The organism is Microbacterium sp. F01, from assembly GCF_056156365.1.
Genome location: NZ_CM149592.1, coordinates 450,170 through 467,610, shown reverse-complemented (window position 1 = coordinate 467,610; position 17,441 = coordinate 450,170). Strand labels below are relative to the sequence as shown.

Genomic DNA, 17,441 nt, shown 5'->3' with positions numbered 1-17,441 from the left:
AGGCGCGGAACCGTGCTGCGGGGCCTCCGAGCACCCCGAACTGCCTGAGTCATACGCCATGGCGAGACCTTACAGCGGCGTGACGTAGGCGTTGGTGATGCCGCCGTCGACGACGAACGCGGTGGCCGTGATGAACGACGCGTCGTCCGAGGCGAGGAAGGCGACCGCCGCGGCGAGCTCCTCCGGCTCGGCGAAGCGGCCCATCGGCACGTGCACGAGGCGGCGCTGCGCGCGCTCGGGGTCCTTGGCGAACAACTCCTGCAAGAGCGGCGTGTTGACCGGCCCGGGGCACAGGGCGTTCACCCGGATGCCCTGCCGCGCGAACTGCACGCCGAGCTCCCGGGTCATGGCGAGCACCCCGCCCTTGGACGCGGTGTACGAGATCTGCGACGTCGCCGACCCGAGCAGCGCCACGAACGACGCGGTGTTGATGATCGACCCCTTGCCCGCCGGCACCATGTGCCGCAGCGCCGCGCGCGAGCACAGGTACACGCTCTTGAGGTTGACGTCCTGCACGCGGTCCCATGCAGGCAGCTCGGTCGTCTCGATCGAGTCGTCGTCGGCGGGAGAGATGCCCGCGTTGTTGAACGCGATGTCAAGGCGCCCCAGATCGCCGGCGACCGAGTCGAAGAGCATGTTGACGGATGCCTCGTCCGCGACGTCCACCGGACGGAACAGGCCGTCCACCTCGGCTGCGGCACGCTCGCCGGCCGCCGGGTCGAGGTCGGCGATCACGACGCGCGCGCCTTCGGCCGCGAAGCGCCGTGCGGTCGCGAGGCCGATGCCGGAGGCCCCGCCGGTGACGACGGCCACCCGGTCCCTGAGTCGCTGGGTCAGATCCATGCTTTTCCCCTTCCGTTCCCTTTCTGCCGTGCGAAGTCCGGACTTCGCAGGGTTCCGCGCCCCGAACCCCGCGAAATCCGGACATCGCCACCGTCGTGGGGGCCGGTCACGAGGCGTCCGTCGCGAAGAAGACGTTCTTGGTCTCGGTGAAGTGCTCGGCGGCGTCGGGCCCGAGCTCGCGGCCGAGGCCCGAGGCCTTCATGCCGCCGAACGGGGTCCAATACCGCACCGAGGAATGCGAATTGACGGAGAGCACGCCGCTCTTGACGCCCCGCGAGACGCGCACCGCGCGGCCGAGGTTCTCGGTCCAGATCGAACCCGCGAGGCCGTAGATCGTGTCGTTCGCGAGTCGGATCGCGTCGGCTTCGTCGTCGAAGGGCAGCACGGCGACCACCGGTCCGAAGACCTCCTCGCGCGCAAGCCGGTCCCCGCGATCGGCGAGCACCACGGTCGGCGCGAACCAGAACCCGTCGCCGGACGGCGCCGAGCCGCGGAACGCGACGTTCGCCCCGTCGAGGAATCCCTCGACCGTCGACCGGTGGGACGGCGAGATCAGCGGCCCCATCTCCGTCGTCTCGAGCGCGGGGTCGCCGACGCGCCACCCCTGCACCGCCGGTTCGAGCAGCTCGAGGAACCGGTCGTACACCGAACGCTCGACCAGGATGCGGCTGCGGGCGCAGCAGTCCTGGCCGGCGTTGTCGAATACGGCGCCCGGCGCCGAAGCGGCGGCCTTCTCGAGGTCGGCGTCGGCGAACACGATGTTGGCACTCTTGCCGCCGAGCTCCAGGGTCACCGGCTTCAGCTCGCGCGCGCAGCCGGCCGCGACGTCCGTCCCCACCGACGTCGACCCGGTGAAGACGACCTTGCGCACGTCCGGATGCGAGACGAACCGCTGCCCCACGACAGACCCCGACCCTGTGACCACCGAGAACAGCCCCTCGGGCAGTCCCGCGAGCAGCGCAAGCTCACCGAGGCGCACGGCCGTCAGGGGCGTCAGCTCGGCGGGCTTCAGCACGACGGCGTTGCCCGCGGCGAGCGCGGGCGCGAATCCCCACGACGCGATCGTCATGGGGAAGTTCCAGGGCACGATGATCCCGACGACGCCGTACGGCTCGTGGAACGTCACGTCGAGTCCGCCCGCGACCGGGATCTGCTGTCCGGAGAGACGCTCGGGCGCACCGGCGTAGAAGTTGAGCACCTGCGCGACGTGCGCCGCCTCCCAGCGTGCCGACCCGATCGGGTGCCCTGAGTTCTGCACCTCCAGCTGCGCCAGCTCCTCGACGTGGTCCTCAACCACCCGCGCGAACGAGCGCAGCGCGTCGGCACGCGCGACCGGCGGCAGCGACGCCCACGCACGCTGTGCGACGACGGCGCGTGAGATCGCAGCATCCGTCTCGTCCACGCTCGCACGCGCGATCTCGCGGATCGGCAGCGCGGTCGCCGGGTTGATCACGGTGAACGTGGCGCTCATGCGGTCGGCACCTCCCGGGATGCGTAGACGGATGCCTCGGCCACCAGTCCCGCGAACAGCCGGCGATCCTCCTGGTTCTGCTCGGGGTGCCACTGCACGCCGAGGACGTAGCCCTCGCCGTCGGACTCGAACGCCTGCACCAGCCCGTCGTCGGTGCGGGCGGTCACGACGAGGCCGTCGCCCAGCCGGTCGACGCCCTGGTGGTGGTAGCTGTGCACCTCGAGGTCGCCCGGTCCCACGAGTTCCGCCAGCCGCGAACCTTCGTCGACGATGACGTCGTTGGTCGCGAAGACACCGCCGCCGACGCGGAACCGTTCGGTGCCGAACGCCTCGGGCAGGTGCTGGTGCAGCGTGCCGCCGCGCGCGACGTTGACGAGCTGCAGCCCGCGGCAGATCGCGAGCACCGGCAGCCGTCGCTGTTCGGCGCCACGGAACAGCGCCAGCTCCCAGGCGTCGCGGTCGGGCCGGGGCGCGTCGGTGAGCGGATGCCGCTGCGCACCGTACAGCTCGGGCTGCACGTCGCGGCCCCCGGTGAGGATGAGGCCGTCGAGCCCGTCGAGCACCGCTTCGGCGGCGATCTCGGGATCCGGCTGCGGCGGCAGCAGGACGGCGACACCGCCGGACGCCGTCACCGAATCGAAGTACACCTGCGGCAGGAACGCCGCGCGGACGTCCCACACGCCCTGCTTCGCCTGCTCGAGGTAAGTCGTCAGGCCGATCACGGGCTTCCTAGAGGCGTTCGAAGCCACGGACCCTCTCCCAGTCGGTCACGGCGGCATCGTAGGCTTCGACCTCGATGCGCGCCTGGTTCAGGTAGTGGTCGACCATGTCGTCGCCGAACGCCGCACGGGCGATGGCCGACTCGTCGAACAACTGCGCCGCCTCGCGCAGCGTCGTGGGGAGGTGATCTACGCCGGCCGTGTACGCGTTGCCCTCGAGCCGGTCGGGCAGGGGCAGCTCGTGCTCGATGCCGTGCAGGCCGCCGGCGATGATCGCCGAGATGCCCAGGTACGGGTTGACGTCGCCGCCGGGCACCCGGTTCTCGACGCGCAGCGACGAGCCGTGGCCGATCACGCGCAGCGCGCACGTGCGGTTGTCGACGCCCCAAGCTATGCCCGTCGGCGCGAACGAGCCCTTCGCGAACCGCTTGTACGAGTTGATGTTGGGCGCGTAGAGCAGCGTGAACTCGCGCAGCGTCGCCAGGATGCCGGCGATCCAGTGCTCCATGAGCGGGCTGAAGCCGTATTCGCCGTCGCCGGCCATGACCGGGTCTCCGGTCGCAGACCGCACTGAGAGATGGATGTGGCAGCTGTTGCCCTCGCGCTCGTTGAACTTCGCCATGAACGTCAGCGACTTGCCGTGATGCTCGGCGATCGCCTTCGCGCCGTTCTTGTAGATCACGTGCTGGTCGGCGGTCTCCTGCGCCTCGGCGTAGCGGAACGCGATCTCCTGCTGGCCGAGGTTGCACTCGCCCTTGACACCCTCGGTGTAGAGGCCCGCGCCGTCCATCGACAGGCGGATGTCGCGCAGCAGCGGTTCGAGACGGCCCGAGGCGAGCAGGTCGTAGTCGACGTTGTAGTCGGTCGACGGCGTGAGATCGCGGTAGCCCTTGGCCCAGGCATCCCGGTACGTGTCGTCGAAGACGATGAACTCGAGCTCCGTGCCCGAGAAGGCGACGAGGCCGCGGTCGGCGAGGCGCTGACGCTGGCGGTCCAGGATGGCGCGCGGCGACTGCACCACGGGCTCGCCCTTCTCCCACGTGAGGTCGGCCATGACCAGAGCCGAGCCGGGAAGCCACGGGATGCACCGGAGGGTGGAGACGTCGGGCCGCAGCATCATGTCGCCGTAGCCGGTCTCCCAGCTCGACATCGCGTAGCCGTCGACCGTGTTCATGTCGACATCGACCGACAGGAGGTAGTTGCACGCCTCGGCGCCGTGCGGCAGCACCTCCTCCTGGAAGAGCCGCGCCGATACCCGCTTCCCGACCAGGCGGCCCTGCGCGTCGGCGAACGCGACGACCACGGTGTCGATGTCGCCTGCGGCGATCCCGGCGTTCAACTGCTCGACGGTGAGGTTGCCCGGCATCCGTTCCTCCTCTTGTGTCGACGTGCGACGAGACCCGTGAGCGCGGTCGCCCGAACCTCGCTCGCCCGCACACTCTAACCAAAATTCTCTCTAAAGGTAGACACAGCCGACCAATAGGCGCCACAATCGGCGAAAAGCGCCTGAGTGTGACCCGAGCGCACCCCCTTCGCCGATCCTTGGAGAACCGATGTCCCAAGCGAGCAGTGCATCACAGCCGGAATCCACGGCCCCGTCCCCCGCGGGTTCGGCGAAGGTCGCGGGCGCGACCTATACACGGGCCGGTCAGGAATACTTCGAGAAGCGCGGGCTCAAGCGGGCCGCCGGAGTCTGGGGTCTCTGGGGCCTCGCCGTCGCCGCCGTCATCTCGGGCGACTTCTCGGGCTGGAACTTCGGCATCGACTTCGCGGGCTTCGGCGGCATGCTCATCGCTTTCGTGATCCTCGTGGCGATGTACTACGGCATGATCTTCTCGATCGGCGAGATGGCCGCGGCCATGCCCCACACCGGCGGCGCCTACTCATTCGCCCGATCGGCGATGGGCCCGTGGGGCGGCCTCATCACCGGGGCCGCTGAGACGATCGAGTACGTCGCGACCACCGCCGTCATCGTCTTCTTCTCGGCCTCGTACGCCGACGCCATCACCTCGGAACTGCTCGGGCTGTCGCTGCCCGGATGGGTGTGGTGGATCATCCTCTACGCGATCTTCATCGCCTTGAACGCCGCCGGCGCCAGCATCTCGTTCACCTTCGCGATCGTCGTGTCGGTGATCTCGATCGGCATCATCCTCGTGTTCTCGGCGATGGCATTGTTCTCCGGCGCCTTCCAGTGGGCGAGCCTTTGGGACATCGTCCCCGACCCCGGCCAGACCGAGTTCCTGCCGCACGGTGTGCTGCCGATCCTGTTCGCCCTCCCCTTCGCCATGTGGTTCTTCCTCGGCATCGAAGAGCTGCCCCTGGCTGCCGAGGAGTCTCACAACCCCGTGCGCGACATCCCGCGGGCGGGATTCTGGGCGCGCGGCACGCTGATCGTGACCGGCCTGCTCGTGCTGTTCCTCAACACGGGCGTCCTCGGCGCCGAGGCGACGGGCGTCGCTGCCGAGCCGCTGCTCGACGGGTTCCGCGCCATCGTCGGAGACCAGCTCGCGGCTCTCCTCGCGCTCTTCGCCCTCGTCGGCCTCCTCGCGTCGCTGCAGGGCATCATGTTCGCCTACGGCCGCAACATGTACTCGCTTTCGCGTGCAGGCTACTACCCGCAGTTCCTGTCGCTCACGGGCAAGCGCAAGACCCCCTGGGTCGCCCTTGTGGTCGGTGCCGTCATCGGATTCATCGCGCTGCTCGTCATCGAGTTCGCGGGCGGATCAGGCAGCGTCGCGGGCGCCATCGTCCTGAACATCGCGGTGTGGGGCGCGGTGCTGGCGTACTTCCTGCAGATGTTGTCTTTCATCATTCTGCGCAAGAAGCTGCCCAACGTGGAGCGCCCTTACCGCAGCCCGTGGGGTATCACTGGCGCGGTCATCGCGGCCGCGATCGCGCTCCTGATCTTCGTCGGCTTCCTGCTCAACCCCACCTTCCTGCCCGCGATCATCGCCATCGCGGTCGTCTACGTGGTGCTGCTCGTCGGCTTCGGCCTGTTCTTCCGCCACCGCCTCGTGCTCTCGCCCGAGGAGGAGTACGCGATCTCCGGTGGCACGCACGGCGACCCGCAGGCGGAGGGGTACGACGCGATGGAGAAAGAGGTCTTCGACGACAAGTCCTAGGTGTTCGGCCAAAACACCTGTGCAGGGGAACGGAGCGGGGCGGCCTGGGGGACGCCCCGCTCCACTGCGTCACGCGGACGGATGGGATCGATGGATGCCGCGGGCCGCAGCATCCGTCATCCCGTAAGTCAGTAGAGCAGGAACTGCTTCGGCTCGGTCGACGAGATGCCGCCGATCTCGACCGACAGGTGGTACGAGGACCCGCCGCCGGGAGCCATCGGGCGGTTGCCGTCGGCGCACGTGCCCACCGCGGAGCGCGTGCGATCCCAGGAGAGGGCCGTCGCGCTCGACACGGTCTGGCCGGCGCCGATCAGCACGATCATGTCGCTGGGCTCGCTCTGGCAGTCGGTCGACCGCCACCAGATGTCGTCGCCGCTCGTGACCGTGAAGGACTGGGCGCTGGTGCCGACGTTCATCGTGCAGTCGGGGCCGTTGTTCGTCAGCGTGATGGTGAACTGCGGCTGCTGGTCGCCCGCGTACGTGTCGGCGCTGGTGACGGGCTCGACCGTGATCTCGCTGGCGACACAGGGCTGCGCGGTGGGGGTCGCCCCGGGCGTCGGGGTCTGGCCCTCGACGACCGCGCCCTCGACGGCGCCGGTGTCGGTCCCGCCGGTCGTCGCCTGTGACGACGGCACCGGCAGCGACTCGGCGGTGTTCTTGGTCTCGGGCTTCTCGTCGGACGACGTGGTCGCCGCGCCCGCCCACGGCTGCGCGATGAGCAGCCAGACGACCGCCGCGATGACCAGCAGTCCGACGATCAGCACGAGCCGTCGTCGACGGTACACCGCCTTCGAGGGGCGACGTCGAGGGGTGGTGCCGGTCATGCTCAACAGGCTAACGGCGGGCGCCGGCTTCTCACGTCGGCGCGCCCCGGATGCCGCGACCCGGCGGGTTCGGGCGGGTCAGAGGCGCTTGAGCATTCGACTGTTGCCGAGGGTGTTCGGCTTGACGTGGGCGAGGTCGAGGAACTCCGCGACACCCTCATCGGGAGAGCGGATGAGCTGCGAGTAGACGTCGGGGTCGACGACCTGCTCGCCGATCTCCTGGAACCCGCGACGCGTGAAGAAGTCGACCTCGAACGTGAGGCAGAACAGGCGCGAGAGACCGAGCGTGCGGGCGTTCGCTTCGAGGCCCTCGACGATCGCGCGGCCCACGCCGTGGTGCAGCCAGCCGTCGGCGACGATCAGGGTGCGGACCTCGCCGAGGTCCTCCCACATGACGTGCAGCGCACCGCAGCCGATGATGTCGCCGTTCGCGTCCTCGGCGACGAGGAACTGCTGCGTCGCCTCGTAGAGCACGACGAGGTCCTTGCCGAGCAGGATCCGCCGCTGCACGAACGGCTCGAGGAGCGCCTGGATGCGGCGGACGTCGCTCGTGCGCGCCGGCCTGACGGTGAACTCTGCCACCCGTCCAGCGTAGAACCCCGCAACGGCGAGAGCGGATGCCGCGGCCCAGGGCCGCAGCATCCGCTCTCGATCTCTTCCGGGGTTACGCGTTCGCAGCGAGGTCCGGTGTGGCGGTGATCTCGCCGTTGTGGACGACGCCCACCGCGACCTTCTCGCCGCGCGGGCCGTGCTCGAACACGAACTCGCCGTTCTCGGCGTCCACCTTCACGTGGTCGCCGGGGTTCAGCTCGCCGTGCAGGATCTTCTCCGACAGGCGGTCTTCGACCTCGCGCTGCATGGCGCGGCGGAGGGGTCGGGCGCCGAGCGCGGGGTCGAAGCCGATCTCGATGAGCTTGTCCTTCGCGGCATCCGTCAGCTCCACCGTCATGTCGCGGTCGAGCAGGCGCTCGCCGAGGCGCTTGGTGAACAGACCCACGATCTGGCGCAGCTCGTCCTTGTTCAGCTGCGGGAAGACGATGATGTCGTCGACGCGGTTCAGGAACTCGGGCTTGAAGTTGCGCTTCAGCTCCTCGTTGACCTTGCCCTTCATGCGCTCGTACGTCGTGCCGCTGTTGCCCTCGACCTGGAAGCCCACCGGGCCGCCGGCGATCGCCGACGAACCGAGGTTCGTCGTCATGATGATCACCGTGTTCTTGAAGTCGATCACGCGGCCCTGACCGTCGGTCAGGCGACCCTCTTCGAGGATCTGCAGGAGCGAGTTGAAGATGTCGGGGTGGGCCTTCTCGATCTCGTCGAAGAGCACGACCGAGAACGGCTTGCGGCGCACCTTCTCGGTGAGCTGGCCGCCCTCTTCGAATCCGACGAACCCGGGAGGGGCACCGAACAGGCGCGACACGGTGTGCTTCTCGCCGAACTCCGACATGTCGAGCGAGATGAGCGCGTGCTCGTCGTCGAAGAGGAACTCGGCGAGCGCCTTGGCGAGCTCGGTCTTTCCGACGCCCGTGGGACCGGCGAAGATGAACGAGCCCGACGGGCGCTTCGGGTCCTTGAGGCCCGCGCGCTGGCGGCGGATCGTCTTCGAGAGAGCGGCGATCGCCTCCTCCTGGCCGATGACGCGCTGGTGCAGCGCCTTCTCCATGAAGACGAGGCGGCTCGACTCCTCCTCGGTGAGCTTGAACACCGGGATGCCGGTCGCCTGGGCGAGCACCTCGGCGATCAGGCCCTCGTCGACCACGGCGTGGCTGGCGACGTCACCCGAGCGCCACTGCTTCTCGAGGCGCAGGCGCTCGGCGAGGAGCGACTTCTCCTCGTCGCGCAGCGACGCGGCCTTCTCGAAGTCCTGGTCCTCGGAGGCGCGCTCCTTGTCTTCACGGACCTTGGCGATCTTCTCGTCGAATTCGCGCAGCTCCGGCGGGCTCGACAGGATCGACAGGCGCAGGCGTGCGCCGGCCTCGTCGATCAGGTCGATCGCTTTGTCGGGGAGGAACCGGTCCGAGATGTAGCGGTCGGCGAGGTTCGCCGCCGCGACGATCGCGCCGTCCGTGATCTGCACCTTGTGGTGCGCCTCGTAGCGGTCGCGCAGCCCCTTCAGGATGTTGATCGCGTGGGGCAGGCTCGGCTCGGCGACCTGGATCGGCTGGAAGCGACGCTCGAGCGCAGCATCCTTCTCGAAGTGCTTGCGGTACTCGTCGAGCGTCGTCGCACCGATCGTCTGGAGCTCACCACGGGCGAGGAGCGGCTTCAGGATCGACGCGGCGTCGATCGCGCCCTCGGCGGCGCCCGCCCCCACGAGCGTGTGGATCTCGTCGATGAAGACGATGATGTCGCCGCGCGTGCGGATCTCCTTGGTGACCTTCTTCAGGCGCTCCTCGAAGTCACCGCGGTAGCGGGAACCGGCGATCAGCGAACCGAGGTCGAGCGAGTAGAGCTGCTTGTCTTTGAGCGTCTCGGGCACGTCGCCCTTGACGATCGCCTGAGCGAGCCCTTCGACGACAGCCGTCTTGCCGACGCCCGGCTCGCCGATCAGCACCGGGTTGTTCTTGGACCGGCGCGACAGGATCTGCATCACGCGCTCGATCTCCTTCTCGCGCCCGATGACGGGGTCGAGCTTGTTGTCGCGCGCGGCCTGCGTGAGGTTGCGACCGAACTGGTCGAGCACCTGCGAGCCGCCCTGCGTCGTGCCCTGGGTCTGCTCGCCCTGGCCGCTCGCGACACCCGCCGGCTCCTTGCCCTGGTAGCCGGAGAGGAGCTGGATGACCTGCTGACGCACCTTGTTGAGGTCGGCGCCGAGCTTGACGAGCACCTGGGCGGCGACGCCCTCGCCCTCGCGGATGAGGCCGAGGAGGATGTGCTCGGTGCCGATGTAGTTGTGGCCCAGCTGCAGCGCCTCGCGGAGGCTGAGCTCGAGCACCTTCTTGGCACGCGGCGTGAAGGGGATGTGGCCGGTCGGCTGCTGCTGACCCTGCCCGATGATGTCCTGCACCTGCTCGCGCACCGCGTCGAGCGAGATGCCGAGGCTCTCGAGGGCCTTGGCGGCGACGCCCTCACCCTCGTGGATGAGACCGAGCAGGATGTGCTCGGTGCCGATGTAGTTGTGGTTCAGCATCTTCGCCTCTTCCTGGGCGAGGACGACCACACGACGGGCACGGTCGGTGAATCTCTCGAACATCGTTCACTCCTCCGGGGCGCCTCGGGTCGATTGGTCCCACTGCGCCTTACATCGAGGGTAGCCAGCGGGTCGGGAGCGCACGGCCGTGTTCGCCGTGGGCATAGCGGGGCGTCCGACCGCGACCTCGAGGTCGCGCCGGGGAGGGTGCGCTGAAGGACGACGGATGCCGCGGGCCGCGGCATCCGGAATCGCCGGCGTCAGTTGGGGTAGATGGGGATGCGGACGTTGTCGAACTCGCCGCCGGTGAGGATCGCGAAGGTCTCGGCGTCCTCGTCCTCGATGCCGTTCACGGCGGTCACGACGCCGCGCGGAGCCATGTCCATGGTGCAGACCTGGTCGGCGGGCGGGGTGACGAAGGTCACGGTGACCTCGGTCGCGCTCGTGGGTTCGGTGCTCTCGACCTGCGGCGCGCACGAGGACGACCCCACGAGAGGATCACGAACTGGCCGTCGACGTCGGTCCAGCCGGCGCTCGGCAGGTAGTCCGTCTCACCGCCGACGGCAAGGCCAGCGACGCCCTCGAGGTCGGTGTCGCCGTGCCAGCCGTCACCCGTCACCTCGATCTCGACGCCGTTGACCGGATCGACGTCCGCGGGGGTGCCAACCAGGGTCACGCGCGGAACGAGGTCGGCCGTGCAGGCCTCGTCGCCCTCGGCGTCGACGAGCGTGACGAACATGACGCCGTCGTCGTAGGTCGCCTCCTCGGCGACCGGGATGCACGTCGAGCTGCCCTGCGTGACGATGCCGATCATGCGGCCGCCGTCGAGCCAGGCCGCGGTGACCTCCTGGTCGTTGCTGCTGTCGTCGTCCTTGGTGGTGGCGGCCGGCGTCGGGGTTGTGGTGGCGCCGCCTGTGCCGGCGGGGGTCGTGCAGGCGGTCAGAAGGCCTGCGGCGAGGAGCGCCAAGCCGAGCCCGGCGAACAGTGAACGGGAGCGAACGGGCATGCGAGGCCTCCTGGAGTTCCGCGGACGCCATCCCCCGCGGCATCCGTCACCCATATCGTGTCGCAAAACGACCCGGAATCTCAGCCGTCCGGTCACGTCAAGGTCACGATCCGCCGGGAGAACGCCTCACTGCAGCGCCGACGTGAGACGCGCGAGATTGTCGAGCACCGTCGATCGCAGCGGCTGCTTCTCCCACTCCTCGAGCGTGAGCTCGCGCGAGAGCGACCGGTACATGTCTTCCACCGCGCGCATCTGGCGCACGAACTCCTCGCCGCGCACGAGCATCGAGATCTCCATGTTGAGACCGAACGAGCGCATGTCCATGTTGCTCGAGCCGACGATGGCGACCTCGTCGTCGATGGTGAGGCTCTTCGTGTGCAGGATGAACGGCTTCTTGTACATCCAGATCTTCACGCCCGCGCGCAGCAGCGCCTCGTAGTAGCTGCGCTGCGCGTGGTAGACGATCGCCTGGTCGCCTTCCTCCGACACGAACAGCTCGACATGGATGCCGCGCTGGCACGCCGTCGTGATGGCGAGGAGCAGCGCCTCGTCGGGCACGAAGTAGGGGCTCACCACGATGATCTTGCGGTGCGCCGCGTAGAGCAGCCCGGCGAAGAGCTTGAGGTTGTTCTGGAACTCGAACCCCGGCCCCGACGGCACGATCTGGCAATCGAGATCGCCCGGCCCGCTGCGCACGTCGAAGAGGTCGATCTGCTCGGTGAGCACCTCGTCGGTCTCGCTGTACCAGTCGCTCAAGAAGACGGCATTGACGGATGCGACGACCGGGCCCTCGATGCGCGCCATGAGGTCGACCCAGTGCAGGCCCCGCTTGATGTTCTTGCGCAGGTTGTACGTCGAGTCGGTGACGTTCTGCGACCCGGTGAACGCGACGCGCCCGTCGACCACGAGGAGCTTCCGGTGGTTGCGCAGGTCGGGACGCTGATACTTGCCGCGCAGCGGCTGCACCGGGAGCATGAGATGCCACTGGGCACCCATCGCCGTCAGGCGCTTGAGGGTGCGCTTGTAGAACGGCTTGCCGCGGTTCGCCCAGTGGTCGAGGAGCACGCGCACCGTCACACCGCGCGCCGCCACCTCTTCGAGCGCGCGGAAGAAGTTGTCGGTCGCAGCATCCGCCTGCAGGATGTAGAACTCGACATGCACGAACCGCTCGGCCGCGCGGATCGCCTCCGCCATCGCGTCGAGGCTCTCCTGGTAGTCGGGGATCAGGTCCGCGGCGTTGTCGCCCGCCAGCGGCATCGCGCCGAGATTGCGGTTGAGGGTCACGAGCGATGTGAACCAACTCGGCGCATGCGGGCGCAGCGTGCCGAAGTCCAGCGACGCGCTCGTGTCGTGGATGTAGTCGTTGATGCGCTCCTGCTTGCGGCGGCGCTTGCGCGGAAGCCGCGGGTTGCCGATCAGCAGGAACAGGAAGACGCCGATGATCGGGATGAAGTAGATCGCCAGCAGCCACGCCATCGCCGCGGTGGGGCGGCGGTTGCGCGGCACCACGATGATGGCCGTGACACGGATCACGATGTCGACGATGAAGACGAGCACCACCCACCACGTCGCGTCGAACGTGATGGTGATCATCGAGCGGAGCCTCTCCCCGGTCGTCGGGCGGGTCCGCCCCATCGGACGCGCCGATCGAGCGGTGTGCCCACACTATCGGGGGCGGCGGACGCGGCCCCGCATCCGGGGAGGTCGGCGCGGCCGCGCGCGACCCGGCGCGGCGTCACTCAGCGGTGTCGGCGCCGATCAGGCGTCGGTGGAGGCGGTGCCGGGCGCCACCGGCGGGAGCCCGCGCTTGGCGCGCTCTTCGGCCTCGATCTTCGCGTAGACGCGACGCTCCGTGCGGTCCGCACGGATGATGCTGCGCAGCACGAAGAAGAAGATCAGCGACACGAGGACGGTCGGCAAGAGCGTCCAGAGCGCCGCGACCCAGTAATCCATGCCTTCAAGGATACGCGCGCGCGATCGCATTCCTCCCCCGTCGCCGGCGACACCCGCGTTGAGCGAGGTTCCTCCACAGGACCTGTTTCCGCGCCGCACCCGCGCTATCCATTCACAGGTCTTCCGGCGCGCCGGACGACGTCGCCAGAGTCGCCCCATGACCCCCACCGTCGTGAAAGCCGCGGATGCCGCGCAGTTCCTCTCCTTCGTCCCCCGCATGCTCGGCTACCACCCCGCGCAGAGCCTCGTCGTGATCCCGTTCCACGGCGCCCGCAGTCTCGGCGCGATGCGGTTCGACCTCCCCGACGGCGACGCGGACGCCGTCGACCGCATCGCCGCCACGGTCACCGGCATGGTGTGCCGGCTCGCCGAGGCCGACGCCGTCGCCGCGATCGCGTACACCGGCATGACCTTCTCAGAAGACGGACGGATGCCGCATCGCGACCTCCTCGCCGCGCTCGAGCGGCGAGCCGATGCGTGCGGCCTGCGGGTCACCGATCTGCTGTGCGTCGCCGCGGACGCGTGGGGATCATTCCTCGACGCGGAGTGCCCGGCCGCGGGCAGGCCGCTCGGCGACCTGGAGTGGTCGGGCTCCACAGACATCCCGGAGCCCGACGGCGATCAGGCGACCGGCGCCGATCTGCCGGACTGCTCGGCCGAGGAGCGGGAGCGGGTGGCGAAGGCGATGACCGCGCTCGACGCGGCGGTCGCCGTGCTGTGCGGACCGCCGGCCGAGGGCGGCACCGCCGCGCGCACGATGCGGTCGGCGCGCACCGCCTGCGACGATGCGGCGGCGGACCTTGCTTTCGCAACGGCGGCGGTGGAGGACACAGCGGGGCCTCGCGCGCGGGCGAGCGACCTCGGCCCCGTTCCCGAGCCGGTGTCGGCAGCGGCGGAGGACGAGGCATCCATCACCGACGAGGCGGCACGGATCGACCCGCAGGCGCTCGCCACGGTGTGCCGGTTCGACGATCTGCCCGGGTTCTTCGAAGACTCCCTCGCGCGACCTCTCGACGCGGCGGGCGCGTACGACGTCGCCGCCCTCGTGTGGTGCCTCGCTCGCCCGTCCCTGCGCGATGTCGCGCTGGTGCAGTGGAGCGGCAATCTCGCTCAGGGCGACGAGGCGTTCGATGCGCAGCTGCGCTGGGAGTCGGGCGAGGAGTATCCGGCGCATCTCGCGATGCGCATGTGGGGTGAGGGCGATCGGCCGCAGGTGTCACGTCTCGAGACCGCGCTCGAGCTGGCACGGCACGCAGCGGCGGTCGCGCCCCGAGACGCTCGACCCGGACCGCTCGCGATGTGCGCGTGGCTGTCGTGGGCGCTCGGTCGCTCGACGCACGCGGCCGCGTACGCGGAGCGCGCGTGCGAGATCGAGCCCGAGCACGGGCTCTCGCAGATCGTGCTCTCGTTCGTGAACGCGGGGCACCTGCCCGACTGGGCGTTCCAGCGCGCGAGCGCCCGGTGATCCGTGTGCGCGACGACCCCGCCGCGGGATTACTTGACGAGCGGGAAGAGGATCGTCTCGCGGATGCCGAGCCCGGTCACCGCCATGAGCAGCCGGTCGATTCCCATGCCCATGCCCCCGGTCGGGGGCATGCCGTGCTCAAGCGCGCGCAGGAACTCCTCATCGATGCGCATCGCCTCGAGGTCGCCCTTGGCGGCGAGCTTCGCCTGCTCGACGAAGCGCTCGCGCTGGATCACCGGGTCGACGAGCTCGGAGTAGCCGGTTGCGAGCTCGAAGCCGCGCACGTACAGGTCCCACTTCTCCACGACGCCGGCGATCGAGCGGTGCTCGCGCACGAGGGGGCTGGTGTCGACGGGGAAGTCCATCACGAAGGTGGGGCGCACGAGGCCCGGCTTCACGAAGTGCTCCCACAGCTCCTCGACCAGCTTGCCGTGGATCGCGTGCGGGGGCAGGTCGACGTCCTCTGCCTCGGCGAGCGCGACCAGGTCCTCGAACGGCGTCTCGGGCGTGATCGAGCGACCGGCCGCCTCGGACAGCGACTCGTACATCGACAGGCGGTCCCACTGGCCGCCCAGGTCGTACTCGGTGCCGTCGGCCCAGATCACCGTGGTCGCACCCGAGATCGCGATGGCCGCGTTCTGGATCAGCTGCTGTGTCAGGTCGGCGATGCCGTTGTAGTCGCTGTACGCCTGGTACGCCTCGAGCATCGCGAATTCGGGGCTGTGCGTCGAATCGGCGCCCTCGTTGCGGAAGTTGCGGTTGATCTCGAAGACGCGGTCGATGCCGCCGACCACCGCACGCTTGAGGAACAGCTCCGGCGCGATGCGCAGGTACAGGTCGGTGTCGAACGCGTTGGAGTGGGTGATGAAGGGGCGGGCGGACGCGCCACCGTGCTGCACCTGCAGCATCGGCGTCTCGACCTCGATGAAGTCGTGGGACGCGAAGGTCTGCCGCAGGCTCGCGTTGACCTTCGCGCGCGCGAGGACCGTCTCACGCGCACGATCGCGCACGATGAGGTCGAGGAAGCGACTGCGGACGCGGCTCTCCTCGCTGAGCTCGGAGTGCAGGTTCGGCAGCGGCAGCACGGCCTTGGACGCGATGCGCCAGTCAGACACCATGATCGACAGCTCGCCGCGGCGACTCGAGATGACCTCGCCCGAGACGAAGACGTGATCTCCCAGGTCGACGAGGTCCTTCCAGACCTGCAGCGACTCGTCGCCGACGGCCGCGAGCGACACCATCGCCTGGATGCGGCTGCCGTCGCCCGCCTGCAGCGAGGCGAAGCAGAGCTTGCCGGTGTTGCGGCTGAAGACGACCCGGCCGGCGACAGCGGCGGTGACCCCCGTCTCGGCGCCCGCCTCGAGGTCGGCGAAGCGCTCGCGCAGGGTCGGTATCGTGTCGGTGATCGGCAGGCTGACCGGGTAGGCCCCGCCCGCAGCATCCGCCCGCTCCGCGATCAGACGCTCGCGCTTCGCCAGCCGCACGGCCTTCTGCTCGAAGACTTCTTCTTCGGTCGGCTCGGCGGTCTCGGCGGGCGAGGTCGTCTCGGTCACGGGGTGTGCTCCTCGGTGGGGGTTCTCCGCAGAACGCGGACCCCCAAGTCTACCGAGGTGCTCCGCGGCGCGAGTAAGGTCGGGGGCGGCTCTTCGAACGCCCACCTCGACACGATCGGACGACGCGATGTCGCAACCTCGTCGCACGATGTCGGATCTCACCGGGTTCTGGGTCGTCGCGGCCGCCTTCACGACCGTCACCGCGTACGCCACGGTCCCGACGCCGCTGTACCCGCTCTACCAGGCCGCCGACGACTTCCCCGTTCCGGTCGTGACCTTCATCTTCGCCGCGTTCGCGGTGGGAGTCGTGGTCAGCCTGTTCCTGATCGGTCACATCAGCGACTGGGCGGGACGACGCCGGATGGCCGTGATCGCGGTGCTGGTGTCGGCGCTCGCGGCAGTCGTCTTCGTCGTGTGGAACTCGGTGCCGGGCCTCATCGTCGCGCGATTCGTCGATGGAGTGAGCGTGGGCGTGCTCAGCGCCGCGGCGACGGCTCACCTCGCCGAACTGCGCTCGAAGGCGCGGCCCGCCGAGACAGCCGTCGTGGCGGCGACGGTGGCCGGAGCCGCCAACCTCGGCGGCCTGGCGCTCGGGCCTCTTGTCGGCGGCCTCTTCGCCGAGTTCGCTCCCGACCCGCTGGAGCTGCCGCACATCGTCTTCCTGGTGCTCTTCGTCGCGGCAGCGCTTGTGCTGCGCCACGTGCCCGAGACGGTCGACACCTCGGCGGCGCATCCGGCGTATCGACCGCAGCGACTGGCGTTCCCGGCCGGGTCGGGCGCGGCCTTCGCGGCGGCGGGCACGGGCGCGGCCGCCTCGTTCGCGCTCTTCGCACTGTTCACGTCGCTGGCCCCGACCTTCCTCCACGACACGTTCCACGTGTCGGACCACCTGGTGGACGGTGCCACCGTCTTCGCCGTGTTCGGCGCCGCGGCGGTCGCGCAGGTGCTCCTGGTCCGCGTGGCGCAGCGGGCGCAGCTCCTCATCGCGATCCTGTGCTTCGCGGTGGGTCTCGTGTCGATCGCGTCCGGCGCACTGATCCCGGCCCTCGGGCTGTTCATCGCCGGCGGCATCGTCGCCGGCTCCGGCGCCGGCATCATGTTCCGCTCGGCGATCGCCGCAGCGAGCGCGCTCGCGGCACCCGACCGCCGTGGCGAGACCCTGGCGCTCCTCTTCCTCATCGCTTACGGGGGTCTCGTCTTGCCGGTGCTCCTCGTGGGTCTCAGCCTTCCTCTCGTGGGCGAGACCACCGTGCTACTCGTCTTCTCCGCCGTCGTGCTCGTCGCGACCCTCGGCGCGGGTATCGCGATGCGACGTCACTCGCTCCAGGCGACCCCGCAGGACGATCGGGCTGCCTGAG

At 69.4% G+C, this 17,441-nt stretch carries 15 protein-coding genes; 3 read left to right on the top strand and 12 right to left on the bottom strand.

The window, feature by feature from the left end:
* Positions 1–69: 69 nt before the first annotated feature.
* From ACVN90_RS02055 to ACVN90_RS02040, 4 genes are all read right to left on the bottom strand, one after another.
* Positions 70–843, bottom strand: a complete 774-nt coding sequence (locus ACVN90_RS02055) for a 3-oxoacyl-ACP reductase (protein WP_475100526.1) — start codon at positions 841–843, stop codon at positions 70–72.
* A 106-nt stretch (positions 844–949) separates the two neighbouring features.
* Positions 950–2,314 (bottom strand): aldehyde dehydrogenase family protein, encoded by a 1,365-nt coding sequence (locus tag ACVN90_RS02050; RefSeq protein ID WP_475100525.1) that lies wholly within the window; start codon positions 2,312–2,314, stop codon positions 950–952.
* The gene (locus ACVN90_RS02045) at positions 2,311–3,063 is read right to left on the bottom strand and encodes a gamma-glutamyl-gamma-aminobutyrate hydrolase family protein (protein ID WP_475100524.1); all 753 of its coding nucleotides are present in this window, start codon (positions 3,061–3,063) and stop codon (positions 2,311–2,313) included. Before ACVN90_RS02045 ends, ACVN90_RS02050 begins: the two co-directional genes overlap by 4 nt.
* A complete protein-coding gene (locus tag ACVN90_RS02040) occupies positions 3,044–4,399 on the bottom strand; it encodes a glutamine synthetase family protein (RefSeq protein WP_475100522.1) in 1,356 nt (451 codons plus the stop codon). The genes ACVN90_RS02045 and ACVN90_RS02040 overlap by 20 nt, the downstream gene beginning before the upstream one ends.
* 187 nt (positions 4,400–4,586) lie before the next feature.
* Here ACVN90_RS02040 and ACVN90_RS02035 point away from each other — a divergent pair, with 187 nt between their 5' ends.
* Complete coding sequence (locus ACVN90_RS02035) at positions 4,587–6,155, top strand: amino acid permease (RefSeq protein ID WP_475100520.1); 1,569 nt, start codon at positions 4,587–4,589, stop codon at positions 6,153–6,155.
* Positions 6,156–6,283: 128 nt separating this feature from the next.
* Here the strand turns inward: ACVN90_RS02035 and ACVN90_RS02030 are convergent, their stop codons facing one another.
* The 7 genes from ACVN90_RS02030 to ACVN90_RS02000 form a co-directional block, all read right to left on the bottom strand.
* Positions 6,284–6,979, bottom strand: coding sequence for a hypothetical protein (locus tag ACVN90_RS02030; protein ID WP_475100519.1), 696 nt, complete (start codon positions 6,977–6,979; stop codon positions 6,284–6,286).
* Between the two features lie 78 nt (positions 6,980–7,057).
* A complete protein-coding gene (locus tag ACVN90_RS02025) occupies positions 7,058–7,561 on the bottom strand; it encodes an amino-acid N-acetyltransferase (protein WP_475100517.1) in 504 nt (167 codons plus the stop codon).
* An 82-nt stretch (positions 7,562–7,643) separates the two neighbouring features.
* Entirely contained in the window at positions 7,644–10,169 is a 2,526-nt protein-coding gene (locus tag ACVN90_RS02020) for an ATP-dependent Clp protease ATP-binding subunit (RefSeq protein ID WP_116194741.1), read from the bottom strand.
* Positions 10,170–10,366: 197 nt separating this feature from the next.
* Positions 10,367–10,531 carry a hypothetical protein gene (locus ACVN90_RS02015; RefSeq protein WP_475100516.1) on the bottom strand — a complete coding sequence of 55 codons (165 nt, stop codon included), beginning with the start codon at positions 10,529–10,531 and terminating at the stop codon, positions 10,367–10,369.
* The gene (locus ACVN90_RS02010; protein ID WP_475100515.1) at positions 10,528–11,112 is read right to left on the bottom strand and encodes a hypothetical protein; all 585 of its coding nucleotides are present in this window, start codon (positions 11,110–11,112) and stop codon (positions 10,528–10,530) included. Before ACVN90_RS02010 ends, ACVN90_RS02015 begins: the two co-directional genes overlap by 4 nt.
* A 126-nt stretch (positions 11,113–11,238) precedes the next feature.
* Positions 11,239–12,705, bottom strand: coding sequence for a cardiolipin synthase (gene cls, locus ACVN90_RS02005; protein WP_475100514.1), 1,467 nt, complete (start codon positions 12,703–12,705; stop codon positions 11,239–11,241).
* 165 nt (positions 12,706–12,870) lie between these two features.
* A complete protein-coding gene (locus tag ACVN90_RS02000) occupies positions 12,871–13,065 on the bottom strand; it encodes a hypothetical protein (RefSeq protein ID WP_116194744.1) in 195 nt (64 codons plus the stop codon).
* 157 nt (positions 13,066–13,222) lie between these two features.
* On the opposite strand from ACVN90_RS02000, the gene ACVN90_RS01995 reads away from it, so the two are divergent.
* Positions 13,223–14,530 (top strand): DUF4192 family protein, encoded by a 1,308-nt coding sequence (locus ACVN90_RS01995; RefSeq protein WP_475100513.1) that lies wholly within the window; start codon positions 13,223–13,225, stop codon positions 14,528–14,530.
* Positions 14,531–14,559: 29 nt separating this feature from the next.
* Here ACVN90_RS01995 and lysS read toward each other — a convergent pair whose 3' ends face one another.
* Complete coding sequence (gene lysS, locus ACVN90_RS01990) at positions 14,560–16,083, bottom strand: lysine--tRNA ligase (RefSeq protein WP_475100512.1); 1,524 nt, start codon at positions 16,081–16,083, stop codon at positions 14,560–14,562.
* Between the two features lie 148 nt (positions 16,084–16,231).
* Between lysS and ACVN90_RS01985 the strand changes: the two genes are divergently transcribed.
* Positions 16,232–17,440 (top strand): MFS transporter, encoded by a 1,209-nt coding sequence (locus ACVN90_RS01985; RefSeq protein WP_475100510.1) that lies wholly within the window; start codon positions 16,232–16,234, stop codon positions 17,438–17,440.
* Position 17,441 lies beyond the last annotated feature (1 nt).

What these genes read in the sequence shown, in the direction of transcription:
- ACVN90_RS02010 (WP_475100515.1), bottom strand. Translation starts at nt 11,112, where the DNA reads ATGCCCGTTCGCTCCCGTTCACTGTTCGCCGGGCTCGGCTTGGCGCTC.
- ACVN90_RS02055 (WP_475100526.1), bottom strand. Translation starts at nt 843, where the DNA reads ATGGATCTGACCCAGCGACTCAGGGACCGGGTGGCCGTCGTCACCGGC.
- ACVN90_RS02000 (WP_116194744.1), bottom strand. Translation starts at nt 13,065, where the DNA reads ATGGATTACTGGGTCGCGGCGCTCTGGACGCTCTTGCCGACCGTCCTC.
- ACVN90_RS02050 (WP_475100525.1), bottom strand. Translation starts at nt 2,314, where the DNA reads ATGAGCGCCACGTTCACCGTGATCAACCCGGCGACCGCGCTGCCGATC.
- ACVN90_RS02035 (WP_475100520.1), top strand. Translation starts at nt 4,587, where the DNA reads ATGTCCCAAGCGAGCAGTGCATCACAGCCGGAATCCACGGCCCCGTCC.
- ACVN90_RS02020 (WP_116194741.1), bottom strand. Translation starts at nt 10,169, where the DNA reads ATGTTCGAGAGATTCACCGACCGTGCCCGTCGTGTGGTCGTCCTCGCC.
- ACVN90_RS02030 (WP_475100519.1), bottom strand. Translation starts at nt 6,979, where the DNA reads ATGACCGGCACCACCCCTCGACGTCGCCCCTCGAAGGCGGTGTACCGT.
- ACVN90_RS02040 (WP_475100522.1), bottom strand. Translation starts at nt 4,399, where the DNA reads ATGCCGGGCAACCTCACCGTCGAGCAGTTGAACGCCGGGATCGCCGCA.
- cls (WP_475100514.1), bottom strand. Translation starts at nt 12,705, where the DNA reads ATGATCACCATCACGTTCGACGCGACGTGGTGGGTGGTGCTCGTCTTC.
- ACVN90_RS01985 (WP_475100510.1), top strand. Translation starts at nt 16,232, where the DNA reads ATGTCGGATCTCACCGGGTTCTGGGTCGTCGCGGCCGCCTTCACGACC.
- ACVN90_RS01995 (WP_475100513.1), top strand. Translation starts at nt 13,223, where the DNA reads ATGACCCCCACCGTCGTGAAAGCCGCGGATGCCGCGCAGTTCCTCTCC.